11 protein-coding genes are annotated in these 16,930 nt (G+C 66.9%); 3 read left to right on the top strand and 8 right to left on the bottom strand.

Annotation, left to right across the window (positions count from 1 at the left end; translation table 11 throughout):
* Positions 1 to 2: 2 nt before the first annotated feature.
* Complete coding sequence (locus tag NP552_RS25330) at positions 3 to 626, top strand: lysophospholipid acyltransferase family protein (protein ID WP_058540751.1); 624 nt, start codon at positions 3 to 5, stop codon at positions 624 to 626.
* 1 nt (position 627) lies between these two features.
* Entirely contained in the window at positions 628 to 1,560 is a 933-nt protein-coding gene (locus NP552_RS25325) for a phosphatidate cytidylyltransferase (RefSeq protein ID WP_043860712.1), read from the top strand.
* A 96-nt stretch (positions 1,561 to 1,656) separates the two neighbouring features.
* Here NP552_RS25325 and mmsB read toward each other — a convergent pair whose 3' ends face one another.
* Positions 1,657 to 2,544 (bottom strand): 3-hydroxyisobutyrate dehydrogenase, encoded by an 888-nt coding sequence (mmsB, locus tag NP552_RS25320; RefSeq protein WP_043860713.1) that lies wholly within the window; start codon positions 2,542 to 2,544, stop codon positions 1,657 to 1,659.
* A gap of 10 nt (positions 2,545 to 2,554) precedes the next feature.
* Complete coding sequence (locus NP552_RS25315) at positions 2,555 to 4,081, bottom strand: CoA-acylating methylmalonate-semialdehyde dehydrogenase (protein ID WP_104572310.1); 1,527 nt, start codon at positions 4,079 to 4,081, stop codon at positions 2,555 to 2,557.
* Positions 4,082 to 4,215: 134 nt separating this feature from the next.
* On the opposite strand from NP552_RS25315, the gene NP552_RS25310 reads away from it, so the two are divergent.
* Positions 4,216 to 5,163, top strand: coding sequence for a LysR family transcriptional regulator (locus tag NP552_RS25310; RefSeq protein ID WP_043860715.1), 948 nt, complete (start codon positions 4,216 to 4,218; stop codon positions 5,161 to 5,163).
* Here the strand turns inward: NP552_RS25310 and NP552_RS25305 are convergent.
* From NP552_RS25305 to recC, 6 genes are all read right to left on the bottom strand, one after another.
* Positions 5,160 to 5,651, bottom strand: a complete 492-nt coding sequence (locus NP552_RS25305; protein ID WP_054916704.1) for an OmpA family protein — start codon at positions 5,649 to 5,651, stop codon at positions 5,160 to 5,162. The two genes, NP552_RS25310 and NP552_RS25305, sit on opposite strands and share 4 nt — an antisense overlap.
* A gap of 5 nt (positions 5,652 to 5,656) precedes the next feature.
* Positions 5,657 to 6,934: a diguanylate cyclase domain-containing protein gene (locus NP552_RS25300; protein WP_043860716.1), complete on the bottom strand. Its 1,278-nt coding sequence runs from the start codon at positions 6,932 to 6,934 to the stop codon at positions 5,657 to 5,659.
* Positions 6,931 to 7,506 (bottom strand): YfiR family protein, encoded by a 576-nt coding sequence (locus NP552_RS25295; RefSeq protein WP_043860717.1) that lies wholly within the window; start codon positions 7,504 to 7,506, stop codon positions 6,931 to 6,933. The genes NP552_RS25300 and NP552_RS25295 overlap by 4 nt, the downstream gene beginning before the upstream one ends.
* A 115-nt stretch (positions 7,507 to 7,621) precedes the next feature.
* Positions 7,622 to 9,700 (bottom strand): exodeoxyribonuclease V subunit alpha, encoded by a 2,079-nt coding sequence (recD, locus tag NP552_RS25290; protein WP_058540754.1) that lies wholly within the window; start codon positions 9,698 to 9,700, stop codon positions 7,622 to 7,624.
* Positions 9,697 to 13,380, bottom strand: coding sequence for an exodeoxyribonuclease V subunit beta (gene recB / locus NP552_RS25285; RefSeq protein ID WP_274097290.1), 3,684 nt, complete (start codon positions 13,378 to 13,380; stop codon positions 9,697 to 9,699). The genes recD and recB overlap by 4 nt, the downstream gene beginning before the upstream one ends.
* The gene (gene recC / locus NP552_RS25280; protein ID WP_274097289.1) at positions 13,377 to 16,856 is read right to left on the bottom strand and encodes an exodeoxyribonuclease V subunit gamma; all 3,480 of its coding nucleotides are present in this window, start codon (positions 16,854 to 16,856) and stop codon (positions 13,377 to 13,379) included. Before recC ends, recB begins: the two co-directional genes overlap by 4 nt.
* Between the last annotated feature and the right edge of the window lie 74 nt (positions 16,857 to 16,930).

Raw genomic sequence — 16,930 nt, 5'->3', positions numbered from 1 at the left:
TCATGCTAGCCGCCCTCACCGCCTTCGGCATCACCTCGGTGGCCCGCCTGATCACGGGCGCCCGCGCCCTGTGGCTGGGCTGTACACCGCAGCCGGTGCAACGCCTGTACTACGCCAACCACAGCAGCCACGGGGACTTCGTGCTGATCTGGGCCTCGCTGCCCCAGGAACTGCGCCGGCACACCCGCCCGGTGGCCGGGGCCGATTACTGGCAAAAACCGGGCATTCGCCAATTTCTGATCAACCGGGTGTTCAACGGCGTACTGATCGACCGCCAGCACAGCGAGGCCCAGAGCGACCCCTTGCAGCCGATCCATGCGGCGCTGGAGCAGGGCGACTCGCTGATCTTCTTTCCCGAAGGCACGCGCAACCTGGGCGACGAGCCCTTGCTGGCGTTCAAGAGCGGGCTGTTCCATCTGGCCAGTGCCCACCCCGAGGTGGAGGTGATCCCGGTGTGGATCGCCAACCTCAACCGGGTGATGCCCAAGGGCCGTGCCCTGCCCCTGCCGCTGCTGTGCACGCTGAGCTTCGGCGAGCCGCTGCAACGCTTGCCCGATGACAGCAAGCACGCGTTTCTGGAACGGGCACGCCTTGCCCTGCTGGCCCTGGCCCCCAAGGAATCCTGAGATGGACCACAACACACTTCTGCTGTTTGCCGGTATCGGTGGCCTGCTGCTGCTCGCCAGCCTGATCGGGCGCCTGCTCAAATGGCGCGCGGGCCCGGCCCCGCACGCGGTCATCGACAACCTCAATGCGCGCATCAATGCCTGGTGGGTGATGGTGCTGGTGATCGGCCTGGCCTTCGTGTTCGGCAAGCTGGGGGTCATCCTGCTGTTCTATTGCGTGTCGTTCTATGCGCTGCGCGAGTTCCTCACCCTCACGCCCACCCGGCGTGGCGACTACCCGGCACTGGTGGCGGCGTTCTATGTGGCGCTGCCGGTGCAGTACCTGCTGATCGCGATGGACTGGTACGGGTTGTTCAGTATCTTCATCCCGGTGTACCTGTTCTTGCTGCTGCCGATCCTGGCCAGTTTCGGCGGCGATACCACGCGCTTTCTGGAGCGGGCCTCGAAGGTGCAGTGGGGGCTGATGATCGCGGTGTACTGCCTGTCGTCGGTACCGGCCCTGATGACGCTGGATATCCCCGGGTTCGAGGGGCGCAACCTGCTGTTGATCGCCTGGCTGATTCTGGTGGTGCAGATTTCCGATGTACTGCAGTACGTGTGCGGCAAGCTGTTCGGCAAGCGCAAGGTGGCGCCGCGGCTGTCGCCGTCCAAGACGCTGGAGGGGTTGCTGGGCGGTGTGGCACTGGCCACGCTGATCGGCGCGACGCTGTTCTGGATCACCCCGTTCACCTTCTGGCAGGCGGCGCTGATGGCGCTGACCGTGAACGTCATGGGCTTCTTTGGCGGGCTGGTGATGTCGGCGATCAAGCGTGACCGCGGGGTGAAGGACTGGGGGCACATGATCGAGGGGCACGGCGGCATGCTGGACCGCATGGATTCGGTATGTTTCGCGGCGCCGGTGTTCTTTCACTTTGTACGGTACTGGTGGGCTTGAGGGCCAGGCGAGTGCTGCGCACTCGATCGCGGGTCAAGCCCGCTCCCACAGGTACAGCACAGTCCCTGTGGGAGCGGGCTTGACCCGCGATGCTTTCTACTCGGGCTTGCGGTAGCCCTCGATGATCGCCGAGAAGTCCTTGCCACCCTCCCCGCGCAGGCTCATCGCCTGGTACAGCTGCTGCGCCACCGCGCCCAGAATCACCGGCTGGTGCGCCTGACGCGCCGCCTCGGTGGCCAGCCCCAGGTCCTTGAGCATCAGCTCCGCACCAAAGCCACCGGTGTACCCGCGTGATGCCGGCGCCGTCTCGACGATGCCCGGCCACGGGTTGTAGGTGTCCGAACTCCAGCAACGCCCGGTGGAGCTGTTGATGATGCCGGCCAGCACCTTGGTGTCGATGCCCAGGGCATTGCCCAGGGCCATGGCCTCGGACACGCCGATCATCGAGATGCCCAGCAGCAGGTTGTTGCAGATCTTGGCGATCTGCCCGGTACCCACCTCGCCGCAGTGCACGATGTTGCGCCCCATCTGCGCCAGCACCGGCTGCAGGGTGGCGAACAGCGCCTCACTGGCGCCGACCATGAAGGTCAGGGTACCCGCCGCCGCGCCGCCGGTGCCGCCCGACACCGGTGCATCGGCCAGGTCCACACCCTGCCTGGCCGCCGCTGCATGCACCGCACGCACGGTCTGCGGGTCGATGGTGCTGCAGTCCACTACCGGGGTACCGGCGCGCACGCCGGCCAGCACGCCGTCTTCGTTGAGGTACACGCTGCGCACATGGGCAGCGGCCGGCAGCATGGTGATGACCAGCTCGCTGGCGCTGGCCGCGTCCTTGGGCGAGGCACTGATCTGCCCGCCGAGTTCGGCCAGTTCTGCCAGTACCTCCTTGTTCAGGTCGAACAGACTGAGCTGATGGCCGGCCTTGATCAGGTTGCGCGCCATCGGCGCGCCCATGTTGCCCAGCCCGATGAATGCAATACGCATGGTCGACTCCTTAACGCAGGCTGATGGTGGTGTTCACGCCATCGTTGACGCTGTCGTCGTCGAACCAGCGCGCGGTGACGGTCTTGGTCTGGGTGTAGAACTGCACCACTTGCTTGCCGTAGGGGCCCAGGTCACCCAGCTTGGAGCCGCGCGAACCGGTGAAACTGAAGAACGGTACCGGCACCGGGATCGGAATGTTGATGCCCACCTGGCCCACGTCGATCTCGCTCTGGAACTTGCGCGCCGCGGCGCCGCTCTGGGTGAACAGGCCGGTGCCGTTGCCGAACGGGTTGCGGTTGACCAGCGCGATGGCCTCGTCGAGGGTGTCGACCTCCAGCACCACAAGCACCGGGCCGAAGATTTCCTGGGTGTAGATCTGCATGTCGGTGGTCACGCCGGAGAACAGCGTGGGGCCGACGAAGTTGCCCTGCTCGTAGCCGGGCACCTGCACGTCGCGGCCATCGAGTTCGAGGGTGGCGCCTTCCTCGATGCCGCTTTCGATCAGGCCCAGCACACGCTCCTTGGCGCGCTTGGAGATCAGCGGGCCCACATCGGTGCCAGGCTCGCTGCCGGCGTTGACCTTGAGCTTGGCGGCCAGGGCCTTGAGCTCCGGCAGCCATTCGCGGGCCTTGCCCACCAGCACCGCCACCGAGGTGGCCATGCAGCGTTGACCGGCGGCGCCGAAACCGGCACCTACCAGGGCATTGAGGGTTTGCGTGCGGTTGGCGTCGGGCAGCACCACGGCGTGGTTCTTGGCGCCCATCATCGACTGCACGCGCTTGCCGTGCTGGCCGGCCAGGTTGTACACGTGGGTACCGACCTCGGTGGAGCCGACGAACGAGATCGCCTTGATGTCGGTATGGGTGCACAGCGCATCCACCACCTGCTTGCCGCCGTGCACCACGTTGAGCACGCCGGCCGGCACACCGGCTTCCAGCGCCAGCTCCACCAGCATCATGGTCGACAGCGGGTCCTGCTCGGACGGCTTGAGCACGAAGGTGTTGCCGCACACGATGGCCATCGGGAACATCCACAGCGGAATCATTGCCGGGAAGTTGAACGGGGTGATGCCGGCGCACACGCCGATGGGCTGGCGCAGGGTGTAGGTATCGACGCCGCCGGCCACGTTCTCGGCGAACTCGCCCATCTGCAGGGTGCCGATGGAGCAGGCATGCTCGACCACTTCAAGGCCGCGGAAGATGTCGCCTTCTGCGTCGGCGATGGTCTTGCCCTGCTCGGCGCTCAGGGTCACGGCGATGCGCTTGGAGTGTTCGCGGATCAGCGCCTGCAGCTTGAGCATGATGCGCATGCGCGCGCCGATCGGAGTGTCGCGCCAGGTCTTGAACGCACGCTGGCCGGCAGCGATGGCGGCATCGACTTCTTCGGCGGTGGCAAAGGGTACGCGGGCCAGCACCTGCTGGGTGGCCGGGTTGACCACGTCGCGCCATTCGGTGGTTTTCGACTCGACCCACTGGCCGTCGATCAGCAGCTTGACGCTGTCGACCTTGGTCTGGCCGGGCGTGAGGGATGCGTTCATGAGGGGTTCTCCTGGATTTATTGTTAGGGAGAGAAACGCCGACGCGGCAGCCGCGACGGTGCTTGGGTCCTGGGCTGAATTGGAGTATAGATGTGCAAACTTCTAATAAGAACGCACATAAAAGCCGGACCAACATGCAAAAAAACATCACATCCCTGGGGTCGCTGAACTGGGACGACCTCAAGTTCTTCCTCGAAGTGGCGCGCACGCGCAAGGCCAGCAGCGCGGCCAAGCGCCTGGGCGTGGACTACACCACGGTGTCGCGGCGCATCAGTTCGCTGGAGGTGGCGCTGGGCACGTTGCTGTTCGAAAAGTCGCGCACCAGCGGCTTCGTGCTCACCGCCGAGGGGCAGCGCCTGCTCAGCTATGCCGAGGCCATCGAGAGCACCCTGCACATGGCCTGCGAGCAGGTGTCCGGCTCGGGCGTGGCGCTGTCGGGGCATGTGCGCATGGGCTGCACCGAAGGCTTTGGCAGCTTCTTCATCACCCCGCAGTTGAGCCACTTTGTCGATGCCTACCCGGCGATCTCGGTGGATATCCTGCCGCTGCCGCACTTCATCAGCCTGTCCAAACGCGAGGCCGACATCGTGATCGCGCTGGAGCGCCCGGAACACGGACCCTATGTGTGCTGCAAGCTGTGCGACTACCGCCTGCGCCTGTACGCCACCCGCGACTACCTGGACAACCACGAGCCGATCCTGCGCAGCAGCGACCTGGCCCGACACCCGTTCATCAGCTACGTGGACGACCTGGCATTCAGCTCCGAGCTGCTGTACCTGGCCAACCTGCTGCCCACCGCCACCGCACACCTGCGCAGCACCAGCGTGATCGCCCAGTACGTGGCGGCCCAGCAGGGTCGCGGGCTGGCCATCCTGCCGTGTTTTCTGGCCGCACAGGACCCGCGGCTGGTGCCGGTGCTGCCGGGGGAAGTGGAGATTACCCGGCAGTTCTGGATGTACTGCCGGGAAGACTTGCGCAAGCTCAAGCGCATCACGCTGCTGTGGGACTACATCCGCGACGTGACCGAGCGCAACGCGCCCCTGCTGATGGGCGAGTCGCACACGATGAGTTTTGCCGACTAGTCGGAGGCGACCACGATCGCCACGCGGCGGTTTTCGGTGCGCCCGGCGGCGGTGTCGTTGCTGGCCACCGGCTCGCGGCTGCCAAGGCCGCGGGTCTCGACGTTCTCCGGGCGCATGCCCACGCCCACCAGCACCCTGGCCACACTGGCCGCCCTGCGCGCCGACAGCTGTTCGTTGTAGCTGGCCTTGCCGGATGAATCGGTATGGCCATCCACCCGCACCCGCTCGATGTGCACCGACAGCAGCGCCTTGCCGATACGCTCGACGATCTCGCGGCTCTGGGTGTTGAGTGCATCCAGGTCGCTGCCGAACAGCACCTTGCCGGACAGGCCGAAGGTCCAGCCCTCGTCGGTGGGGGTGAACCCCTCCTGTTTGAGCACGGCGATCTGCTCGGGGGTCAGGCCCTTGGGCGGCGGGGTCTGGCAGCCGCCGAGGGCGAAAAGGGCCAGGGCCAGAAAGGCCAGGTGCAAGCGAAGGTATCGAGTCAGGTGAATCACGGTTCAGCTCCTGTTTTTGCGCTGGACGCAGAGAACTCCGCCTCTGCCGACTGGGGCCCGTCACGGGTGTGACGCTTGGCCTGGTACATCGCCGCATCGGCGGCATTGAGCAACTCGGCCGGGGTACGGCCGTCATCGGGAAACACTGCGATGCCAACGCTCAACGAGGTAACGACGCACTGCCCGTCCGGCAGGCGGATAGGCAGGCTCATGCTGGCGGCTATCTTGTCGGCGATACGCTGGGCATCCTCGAAGCGATGCAGAGGGGTAAGCAGCACCGCAAATTCGTCCCCCCCCAGACGCGCCACCAGGTCGTGCTCGCGCAGCTGCGCACGCACCCGGCTGGCCACGGCGACCAGCACCTCGTCGCCTGCGGCATGACCGTAGCTGTCGTTGATTTCCTTGAAGCGGTCGCTGTCCAGAAACAGCAGCGCCAGCCCGTCGCCATGCTTGATCGCGTTGCGCAGGCTGCGGCTCAGGCGGCCCTCGAAGAACGCCCGGTTGGGCAGGCCGGTCAGGCTGTCGTGGCTGGCCTGGTGGGCCAGGGTCTCGTTCTCGCTCTGCAGGTGGTTTTGCCAGGCTTCCATTTCGTCGAGCAGGGCATTGAAGTCGTTGCCCAGCTCGTTGAGTTCTGCGATCTGGGTGGAGGGCACGCGCCGGTCGAAGCTGCGTTCGCGCCGCGCCGCATGGGCCACGCTGGCCAGCCCGCGCAGGGGCCCCACGATATCGGCGAACAGCCGGCGCGACAGGTACAGCGCACTCACCGCGCTGAGCGCCGTGCACAGCAGGATGCCCGCCAGACCACTGAGCAGAAAGCGCATCAGGCTGCCGCCCTGGCCAACCAGCTCGATGCGCCCCACCTGCTGGCCCTGGTGCACCACCGGCAGCCGGATCGGCTCTTCGAGCAGGGTCCGGGCGATCTTGAGCTCCAGCTGGTCGAGCATGCCGCCTTCACTGCGCTCCCAACTGGCCAGCAACTGGTCCGCATCGTCGAAGACCTTGACGTTGGCCACTTCCTCGGCCGCAGCAATCAGCGCCAGGGCTTCGTTGGCGGCGCTGCTGTCGTTGAACACCACCGCGGCCTCGACGGTGTAGTTGATCGAACGGGCAATCAGGTGAAGGTTGTGGTTGGCATAGACGCGCAATGCCAGCACCCCCAGCACGGTCAGCGAGATGCCGGCCAGCCCGATGGCCAGCAAAGCCACGCCCAGGTGCCCGCGGCTGAGCACCGCGCGCAACGTGGTCCGTTCGCGTGTCTTGAGCCAGCCGATCATGGCTGCAGCGCTCGGCGCCGCGACAATTGCAGCACGCTGGGATGGATGCGCACGCCGCTGCGCGCCACCGAGTCGAGGTTCACGTCAAAGGCCACCTGGGTGTCCTTGACCCGCAGACAGAACAGGCTGCCGACCGTACAGGGGTCATCCGCTTCGCTGATGCTCAGCACCGGCTTGCCGTTGATCGCGCTGATGAGCTGGCTGCGCGCCTCGCCACTGAGCTTGCCGATGTACACCGCGTCGCACTGGGTGAGGATACGCGGATCCCCCGCCAGCAGACGACGTACGGTCAGCGGCCGGCCGGTGGCCTGGGTGGTCCCCTTGACCAGGTCGTCGGCATATTCGGTAGGGCCGATCAGGCACAGGCGCAGCTGTTCGGGTTCCACCGGCCAGCGCGCGTAACTGAGGATACCCAGTACCACCTGGGTCACTGCCTTGGCCCGCTGCTCGGCCAGTGTGGCGGCTGCGGCGCCCTGGGCCATGCCGTGCAGCGGAAGTACCAGCACCAACGCCGCCAGCAGCATGAGCCTCCAGCGTTTTACACGTCCCGGTGTAAGGGCGGCGACCTTCATATAGGAAATCTCTTAAGACCATGCCTTGCGTGGGGGCAAGATAGCATAACGCCTGCTTTTCCCGCGAGGTCGCCTCCAAGGGCGGATCAGCCGAATCGTCGGCTGCGCCGGCGCCTTACACCTGTTCCAGCATCAGCCCGGAAATACGCTTGACCTTGCGCCGCACCGCCTCCTCGAAAATGCCCTGGCGCGGCTCTATCAGGCTGAAGCAGTCCTTGGCGCGGGTGATGCCGGTGTAGATCAGTTCCTTGGTCAACACCGGGTTCAAGGCGTCGGGAAGCACCAGAACCGTGTGGGAGAACTCCGAGCCCTGGGACTTGTGCACCGTCATGGCGTACACGGTTTCAACCTCACTTAACCGGCTGGGCAGGACGAATCTGACGCCGCCCTGGCCATCGTTCCGAGGAAACGCCACCCGCAGCAACGGTGTGGAGGCCTGGGCGTCCGGCAGGCGCAAGGCAATGCCGATATCGCCGTTCATCAGGCCCAGACCATAGTCGTTGCGCGTCATCAGCACCGGGCGACCTTCGTACCAGGGCTGTTCGCCATCGATCAGACCGGCCGCCGTCAGCACCTTGCCGACCCGCTGGTTCAGGCCCTCGACGCCCCAGGGGCCCTTGCGCACCGCGCACAGCAGCTGGAAGCGCTCGAAGGCGCGCAGCACCTTCAGTGCCCACGCCTCCCAGCGTGGATCGTCAGCGGCGGTATCCGGCGCCGGGCGGGTCTGGCGAATCAGGTGCAGGTACTCACGATAGCCCTGCGGGCTGTCGCCACCGCGGCCCAGCCCCTGCAGCAGCAGGGTGTCGAGCTTGCGGTCGTGCTCGCCGCTCAGGCGCAGGCTGTGCACGTCGGCAAGACCTTGCTCGAGCAGCGCACGGGCCTGCTCCGGCTGCTGGCCATTGACCTGGCGCGCCAGCTGGCCGATACCGCTGCCCTCACCAAAGCGGCGCGAATGGCGCAACATCACCACTTGCTGGGGCAAGGGGTCGCGCTGGGCATCGCCCTCGACCAGGCCGCTGCCGGCCAGCGACTCGCCACTGACCTGCTCCAGCCAGCTGCGGGTGGCAGCGCTGTAGCGCCCGGCCTCGGCATCGCGGCACAGGTCGCCCAGCACTGCGCCGGCCTCGACCGACGCCAGCTGGTCCTTGTCCCCGAGCAGAATCAGGCGCGCATGCCCCGGCATCGCCGCCAGCAGGTTGGCCATCATTTCCAGGTCGATCATCGAGGCCTCGTCGACCACCAGCACGTCCAGTGGCAACGGGTTGCCGGCGTGGTGACGAAAATGTCGCGAACCCGGGCGGCTGCCCAGCAGGCGGTGCACGGTGGAGACATCGCTGGGGATGTTGCTGCGCACGGCGTCACTGACGGCCAGCCGCTCCACTTGCTGGCCGATGGATTCGGTAAGACGCGCCGCTGCCTTGCCGGTCGGTGCGGCCAGGCGGATACGCAACGGGCGCCCGACCTCCACGGCCGGGGCCTGCAACAGGGCCAGCAGGCGCACCACGGTGGTGGTCTTGCCGGTGCCGGGGCCGCCGGTGATGATGCTGAACGCACTGCGGGTGGCCAGCGCGCAGGCGAGCTTCTGCCAGTCGACCTGACCGGCCAGCGCCGAGCCTTCGAACAGCGCATCCAGGCGGGCGCGCAAATCGGCGGGCGTGGGTTCGGCCTGTTCCAGGCGTTCGCGCAGGGCACTGTCGATGCGCCGTTCATAGGCCCAGTAGCGGCGCAGGTACAGGCGCTGCCCACTCAACACCAGGGGGCGCGAAGCCTGCGCTTCGCTGCTGCCCAGGGCAACCAGCGCGCTGCCTTGCAGGCGCTGGCACCAGGTGGCCAGATCGAGGCGCTCCAGCAGTTGCGAAGGCAGCAGCAAGGGGCCGGCCAGGGCATCGCCCTCGGGTGGCAACGACAGGGCAAAGTCAGGCTCGGCCAGGGTTTCGGCCAGGTCCAGGCACACGTGCCCGTGCCCCAACTGGTGGCTGGCCAGTGCGGCGGCCAGCAGCACCAGCGGGTCGGCCTGCGGGTCGCGTTCGCCGAGGAAGGCCACGAAGGCGCGGTCCAGTGCTCGCAGCCAGCCGCGCTCGACCCATCGATCGAGCAGCGCCAGCAGGTCGGCGCCCACCGTCAACGGCGCCAGGGCCGCCAGATGCCCGGCATCCAGAGGGGTGGGCAACAGGTCGTCGAACGTGCGGCTCATGCGCTGTCTCCGGAAAACAGATCAGGTTGCTGCGGTGCGCTTGCGCCGCTGAACAGGGCATCGAGCCGCTCGATCAGCACGCGCGGCGGCTTGATGAAGTACAAGCCCTGGCTGGCCGCGTGCACCCCACGCAGGAACAGGAACACCGCGCCGCCCACATGCCGGTCGTAGTCGTAGTCGGGCAGGCGGGCACGCAACTGACGGTGCAGGGCCAGCAGGTACAGCACGTACTGCAGGTCGTAGCGATGCTCGAGGATCGCGCCCTCCATCGCCAGCTCGCTGTAGGCCTGGTCGTCGGTGCCCAGCCAGTTGGACTTGTAGTCGGCCACGTAGTAGCGCCCGTCGTGCTCGAATGCCAGGTCGATGAAGCCCTTGAACATGCCATTGAGCAGCGCCGACTGCGCGGCAGGTCGGGCCGCGCCGTCATGGGTGTGGGTGCATACCAGGCGGTCGAGGGCCAGCACGTCGACCTGATGGCTGGCGAACCAGAACTCCATCTCGATCTGGTACTGGCTCAACTGGCCCAGGGCAACCGGCGCACTGTCCGGTGCCAGGTGCAGCGGTGCGTTCAGCAGGTGTTCGAGCCAGTTGCCGAGGGTGTTGATCCAGCCGGTCCAGTCGCGCCGGTTGCAGCGCTGGGCCACGGTCTTGTGCAGTTGCTCGGGCGCCGCGACCACCTGGCCGAAGCCTTCGTGACCGGCCCATTCGAGCAGCCCGTGGAGGAAGGTGCCGGGGTTGGGGCCACGCGGGAAGCGGTGGATGTCGCCGCCCGTCGCCACGACCTCGCGCAGGGCCTGCGGATCGGCCGGTTCGTCATCGAGCAGTTGCTGGGCCTGGGAGCTGTCGGCGGTGAGCAGCTCCTCGCCGATGCGCAGTGCACTGTAGGAGGCGATCCACCAGTTCTCTGCGGCGCGGCGGCGCGGCTGGCGGGCCGGAAGCAGCTCGGCGGTGTTGCGCGGGGCCTGGTAGCGCTGGGTGTCGGCAATCGGCAATACCTGGCTGTGGATGGTCGCGCAACCTTCCTGCAATGCCTGCAGCCAGCCCTCAAGGGCGGTGGAAGCCGGCAGTACAGCGCCGCCGCCCAGCAGGTAGCCGAGCGCGCAGCGGTGCAGCAGCGACTCCTTGCCGGTGCCGCGCTTGAGGTCCGCCACCCCCAGCCAGCACGCGTGCTGGGCACGGGTCAGGGCCACGTAGAGCAGACGCAGGTCTTCGGCCAGGCGCTCGTCATCGGCCAGGGCGATCTGCTCGGCATCAGGGGTCAGGGTCAGCTGGGCATTGCCCTGGGCGTCGTGCCAGCCCAGGGGCAGGCGCTTTCCGTCCACCGGCTTGGCGGTGCTGATGAAGGGCAGGAACACCAGCGGGTATTCCAGCCCCTTGGATTTGTGGATGGTCACCACCTTGACCAGTTGCTCGTCGCTTTCCAGGCGCAGGATCTGTTCTTCACCGGCCTGGCCGGAGCTGGCCAGGTGTTCGCTCAGGTGGCGGATCAGCGCCTGCTCGCCGTCCAGCTCGGTGGCCGCCTGCTGCAGCAGCTCGGCCAGGTGCAGCAGGTTGGTCAGCACCCGTTCGCCATCGCTGCGGCGCATCAGTACCTGGGGCAGGTCGAAGTCGTGCAGCAGGTGACGCAGCATCGGCAGCACGCCCTGGGTGCGCCAGAGGTGGCGATAGTCGCGGAACTTCATGACCCAGTGTTCCCACACCCGCTCGTCCTGGTTGAGCTGGGCCAGCCGGGTCAGCGGCAGGTCGAGGGTGACGCTGGCCAGCGCCGCCTTGAGCAGGCGCTCGCTGTCGGGTTCGGCGCAGGCCTTGAGCCACGCCAGCAGGTCGTGTGCCTCCTGGGCGGCGAACACCGAGTCCTTGTCCGACAGGTAGACGCTGCGTACGTCGCGGGCGGCCAGTTCGGCGCGGATCAGCTGGGCCTCGCGACCGTCGCGAACCAGGATCGCAATGTCCGATGGCAAACAGCCACGCAACGCCTGGCCTGGCTGGACAAAGCCGCTGGTGCCCAGTTGGCCGCCGTTGAGCAGGCTGACGATCTGGGTGGCGCAGCTGGCGGCTACCTGTTGGCGATAGACCGCGCCGGACAGCGGCTCGTCGCTTGCCAGGTGCCACAGGTTGAGCGCTGCCAGGGGCTGCCCGTCGACCTGCAGGTGCTCCTTGCGCCCCTGCGCCCTGACCGCCACGAAGGGGACGGGGTTCTCGGCGCCGTCGCGGAACAGGAACGCCCCGCGACCGGCCTCGCGCTGTTCGGCGCGCATGAATACATGGTTGACCGCATCGACCATCGGCTGGCTTGAGCGGTAGTTGGTATCCAGGCTGTGCAGCCGTCCGTGGGTGGCGCGTCGGGCGCCCAGGTAGGTGAAGATGTCGGCGCCGCGGAAGGCATAGATGGCCTGCTTGGGGTCGCCGATCATGAACAGCCCGGTTTCGCGCACGTCCTCCTCGATGCGATAGATACGCTGGAAGATGCGGTACTGCACCGGGTCGGTGTCCTGGAATTCATCGATCAGGGCCACCGGGAACTGTTCGCGGATCAGCCCGGCCAGGCGCTCGCCGGCCGTCCCGCCCAAGGCCGAGTCGAGACGCAGCAGCATGTCGTCGAAGCCCATTTCGGCGCGGCGGCGCTTTTCCTGCTCGAAGCGTTTCGACACCCAGTTGGCGGCGTGTTCGAGCAGGCGGGCGTCCGGGGTCGGCAACGCCTGCAGCTCCAGGCGCAGGCCGGGCATGGCATCCAGCGCCGGGTGGCTGGGCGGCTCGCCCTTCCAGGCTTCGGCCATGCCTTGCGGGGTGAAGCGGGTGAACCCGGTGCCAATATCCAGCTCCACCGCCTGCTCGTCCTGGGCCCAGGCCGCGATCTTCTCGCACCAGGGTTCGAAATAGCGCGGCTGCATCTTGCGCCCGTCCACCTGCTTGGCGGCATGTGCGGCATGGCACAGTTGCAGCAGTTCCTGGGCCCACTGTGCCCAGGGCGCCTTGAGCTGGCGCAGCCGTTCGGCACGTTGTTGCACCACCGCTTCGATCAGCGCCTGTGGGTCGGCGCTGTCTTCCTCGCTCCGCGTGCGGCCGAACAGCGCGCGCACCCTGGGCAGCAATGCCTCGGGGCTGCTCCAGTGGCTGCGCACCCAGGCCAGGGCCTCGCCGTGCATGGGGTAGCAGAAGCGCCGCCAGTAGTCGCGCATGACCTGGCCGAGCAGCTCGCTGTGGTCGGTCTCCAGGGTCTGGGTGAACAGGCTGCCGCTGTCGAACGCGTGCTCGCGCAGCATCCGCTGGCACCAGCTGTGGATGGTCGAGACGGCGGCTTCGTCCATCCACTGCGCGGCAACGTCCAGGCGGTTGGCGCAGGCGGGCCAGGTGTCCGGGGCGTAGTGCTCGCGCAGTTGCACCAGCAAGGGGTCGGCTTCGGGCAGTTCGCCACGGAAGAACCGCGCCGCTTCGGCCAGGCGGGTGCGAATGCGCTCACGCAGCTCTTTGGTGGCCGCATCGGTGAAGGTCACCACCAGGATCTGTGGCGGCAGCAGCTCGCGCCCGAAGCCCTGCTCGCCGCCATGGCCGAGCACCAGGCGCAGGTACAAGGCAGAGATGGTGAAGGTCTTGCCGGTACCGGCACTGGCTTCGATCAGTTGGCTGCCGTGCAGCGGGAAGGTCAGTGCCAGCGGCGGCTGGTGTGCGTGGGCAGTCATGGATGCGCCTCTTCACTGCCCAGGCGTTGCCAGGCGGCTTCGAACATCGGCCGGTACAGTGCCTCGCACCAGCCCTCGAATTCTTCACTCGCGGTCAGCGCCGCGAAATCACTGAACTGCCGGGCCAGTGCGGTGCTTTCGCTGCGCTCGCCGCGGGTGTTCTGGCCGTCGCCGTCGTAGGCCTTGGCTGCGGCCGTCAGGGCTTTTTCAGGGTCACTCTGGCCGAGCCAGGTGAAGGCGGTCTTGATCGCCACCGGCAGCGGCGCATTCATGCCGGCCTGCCGGGCCACCAGCAGGTCGCCAAGCAGTTCCGCGGCACGCGGTTGCTCCAGCGGGTCGAGCAACAGGGTCACGTCGGTGGCGACCACTGCGCTGCTCAACCGGTGCCCCACGGCACACGCTGCCAGGTGCATGACCCAGGTCGCCACCAGTCGGTGCCACTTGAGTGATTTGCCGCTGCTGATGCCGTTGGGCAAGGTGGTGATGCTCAGCAGCGCCTGGTCGTCACGCTGGTACACCCGCCCCAGCCAGCCTTCGAGCCGCAGCTGGCGATACTCGAAGCTGATCGGCAGCGCACTGTCGATCAGGGTTGGCCATTGGCCGAGCAGTTGAGCGTGTCGCAACAGCAGGTCGGGCAATGGCTCGATCAATTCGGCCTGCAGGCATTCTCCGAAGCCGGCCAGCGGCAGCATGCCGCTGCGTTGCAGGCGACGGGCCTGGGCCTGCAGGGCGTCGGTGCTGTTGGTGGGGTCGGCCAGGGCTGCGCCCAGCAAGCTTTCGCTCAGGCTGTAGCGCTGCAGGGCGTCGAGCACGAAGGGCTCTTCGTCGGCCAGGGGGGCTTCGGCGGCTTCGAAGAACACCTTCAGGCGCTGGCTGAAGAAGTGCCGAACGGGGTGGCGCATGAAGTCCTGGAGCAAGGTCAGGCTCAGGGGTTCTTCGGGCACGAAAGGCTCCAGTTGGTCGGCCTCGGTCGGCAACTGCGTTGGCGGCAGGTGCAGGGCGCGCCATTCGCTGGCATAGCTGAACAGGTTGCTGTGCTTGTGGAAGTAGCGGGCGCTGAACGGTTGCAGGGGGTGTTCCTGCGTCAAGGCGTGCAACAGTTGCAGACCGCCCTCCACTGGGTCGTCGGCCTTGGCCTTGGGGCTGCGCCAGCCGGCGGCGAGGTGATCGCGCAACTGGCCGATGAGCACCGACGCCGGCCGCTCGCTGTTGTCGCGAATGCTGCGGCCCACCCAGCTGACGTACAGTTGCTCACGCGCCGACAGCAACGCTTCGAGCAGCAGGTAACGGTCGTCCTCGCGTCGAGAGCGGTCGCCGGGGCGGTAGTCGCTGCCCATCAGGTCGAAGTCCAGCGGCGGCTGCGCACGCGGGTAGTCACCATCGTTCATGCCCAGCAGGCACACCACCTTGAAGGGGATGGCACGCATGGGCATCAGGGTGCAGAAGTTCACCGAGCCGGCCAGAAAGCGCTGGGACAAGCGCCCCTGGTCCAGGCCGGCGAGCCAGGCTTCGCGCACCACCGTCAACGGCAAGGCGTCCTCGAGCCCGACCGACTCGCAGGTTTGCAGCCAGGTTTCGCACAGGCCCTGCAGTTGCACCAGCAGGTAGTCATCGTGTTCGGTTTCGGCCAGGAAGAACACCTGCAGCAGGGCATGCAGGCGCGTGCCCCATTGCGCCGCCGGTGCCGGCTGCGAGAGCTCGGCATGGGCCACCTCGAGCGCATCGAGCAGGGCCACCAGCGGGCCGATCAGGGCAGCATCGAGGCCGCCGATTTCATCATAGGGTTCGATGTCGTCGCAGCTGTCGCCCGTGCCCACCGCATAGCCCAGCAGCATGCGACGCAGGCCGAATCGCCAGCTGTTCTGCTCGAGGTCATCGGGCAGGCCCAGGCCGGCACGCTGCTGTGCATTGAGGCCCCAGCGCACGCCGGCCCCTTCGATCCAGCGGTGCAACGTGGGCAGGTCGCTTTCCTTGATCGCGAAGCGGGCACGCAGGGCGGGAACATCCAGCAGATCGAGAATCTCGCTCACCGGGAAGCGGCTGTCCGGCAACTTGAGCAGGTGCTCCAGGGCAATCAGCAGCGGGTCGCGGCCGCGCTGGCCCTGGTCGGTCAGGGTGAAGGGAATGTAGCGCGGGTCGTTGCGCCCAAGCTGGCCGAACACGGCGCGGATGTGGGGCGCATAGGTGTTGATGTCCGGCAGCATCACGATCACGTCGCGCGGGCGCAGACCGGGATCGGCGCTGAAGCGGGCGAGCAACTGGTCGTGCAGGATCTCGACCTCGCGCTGCGCGCTGTGGGCCACATGAAAACGCACCGAGCGGTCCTTGGCCGGGTCGACGGCGGGCCACAAGGCGCGGGTCTCGACCAATGGGCGCAGTTCGAGAATGTCGTCCTGCAACTGGTTGAGCAGAGTGGCCTGCCCGTTTTCGGTGAACAGGTCGATGCGCCCGTCACTGAACACGTTGCGATAGCTGCCCGGGTCATCGTAGCTGTCGAGCAGGTTGATGTAGTCCCGGCCCTGCTTGCCCCAGGCCGCAAGCAGCGGATGGGCATGCTGGTGCAGGGTGTCGGCGTCGATCAGGCTGGGCATGCCTTGCTTGCGCTGCTGGCGCTTGTACTGATGGCGCAGCAGGTCCTTGTCGGCGACGATATCGGCCCAGTGGTGACGGCAGGGGTTGTGCACGCATAGCAGCACCTGGCTGAAACGTGCCAGGCCTGCCAGCGCTTCAAGGGCCTGGGCCGGCAACGAAGAAATGCCGAACACGATGACCCGCGACGGCAGGCCCTGGGGGGCTTGTTCCAGTGCATTGATGCGCTCGACGAAACGCTGGTGCACGCCGGCACGGCTCTGGGCCATGCCTTCCTCCCCCACATCCAGCAGCAAGGCACGCCACAGCTCTGCCTGCCAGCAGTTGGCGGGGGCCAGCGCACGGGAGTCGCCACGAGCGTTGCTCAGCACGTGACGTCCGGCTGCCCAGTCCTTCAGCCAATCGGCACGGTACACCTGGTATTGGTCGAACAGGTCGGCAAGGCGCTCGGCCAGCTGGTAGCGCTTGCGCAGGTCGCTGTCATCGGTAAGAAAGCGCTGCAACGGCTCGAAATGCGGCTGATTGATCACTTCCGGCAGCAGGCGCATCAGGCGCCAGGTCAAGGGCGCCTTGTCGAGCGGGGAGGTTTCAGGAATCTCTTCGCGGCCAAGTACCCGGCGGTACAGCTGCCACATGAAGCTACCAGGCAATTGCACATCGATGGCGGCCGCGATGCCGCAACCGCCCTGGTCATCGTCCTGCGGGTCTTCGGCCAGGGCCAGCTTGAGCCACTGGGCGATACCGTTGCTCTGCACCAGCACCATCTCGTTTTCCAGGGGTGCCAGCGGATAACGCCGCATCAGGCTCACCACCAGGCCACGCAGTTCATCCAGGTGGTTGCCGTGAACGACCATGAATCCCGGTTGAAGCGTGCTTGCATGCGGCATGGGGCATCCCTTGGGCTGTGCGGATTTTGGGGGGAACCTTATCACGGTCTGCGTACAGACCGAGGGCCTGCAGC

It is taken from the genome of Pseudomonas sp. 8209 (assembly GCF_028682105.1).
Taxonomy (GTDB): domain Bacteria; phylum Pseudomonadota; class Gammaproteobacteria; order Pseudomonadales; family Pseudomonadaceae; genus Aquipseudomonas; species Aquipseudomonas palmensis.
The sequence above is the reverse complement of the archived record's forward strand: the minus strand, read 5'-3'. Positions and strand labels throughout refer to the sequence as shown.

Coding starts and splice junctions, on each gene's coding strand:
- NP552_RS25330 (WP_058540751.1), top strand. CDS start 3: ATGCTAGCCGCCCTCACCGCCTTCGGCATCACCTCGGTGGCCCGCCTG.
- NP552_RS25325 (WP_043860712.1), top strand. CDS start 628: ATGGACCACAACACACTTCTGCTGTTTGCCGGTATCGGTGGCCTGCTG.
- mmsB (WP_043860713.1), bottom strand. CDS start 2,544: ATGCGTATTGCATTCATCGGGCTGGGCAACATGGGCGCGCCGATGGCG.
- NP552_RS25315 (WP_104572310.1), bottom strand. CDS start 4,081: ATGAACGCATCCCTCACGCCCGGCCAGACCAAGGTCGACAGCGTCAAG.
- NP552_RS25310 (WP_043860715.1), top strand. CDS start 4,216: ATGCAAAAAAACATCACATCCCTGGGGTCGCTGAACTGGGACGACCTC.
- NP552_RS25300 (WP_043860716.1), bottom strand. CDS start 6,934: ATGATCGGCTGGCTCAAGACACGCGAACGGACCACGTTGCGCGCGGTG.
- NP552_RS25295 (WP_043860717.1), bottom strand. CDS start 7,506: ATGAAGGTCGCCGCCCTTACACCGGGACGTGTAAAACGCTGGAGGCTC.
- recD (WP_058540754.1), bottom strand. CDS start 9,700: ATGAGCCGCACGTTCGACGACCTGTTGCCCACCCCTCTGGATGCCGGG.
- recB (WP_274097290.1), bottom strand. CDS start 13,380: ATGACTGCCCACGCACACCAGCCGCCGCTGGCACTGACCTTCCCGCTG.
- recC (WP_274097289.1), bottom strand. CDS start 16,856: ATGCCGCATGCAAGCACGCTTCAACCGGGATTCATGGTCGTTCACGGC.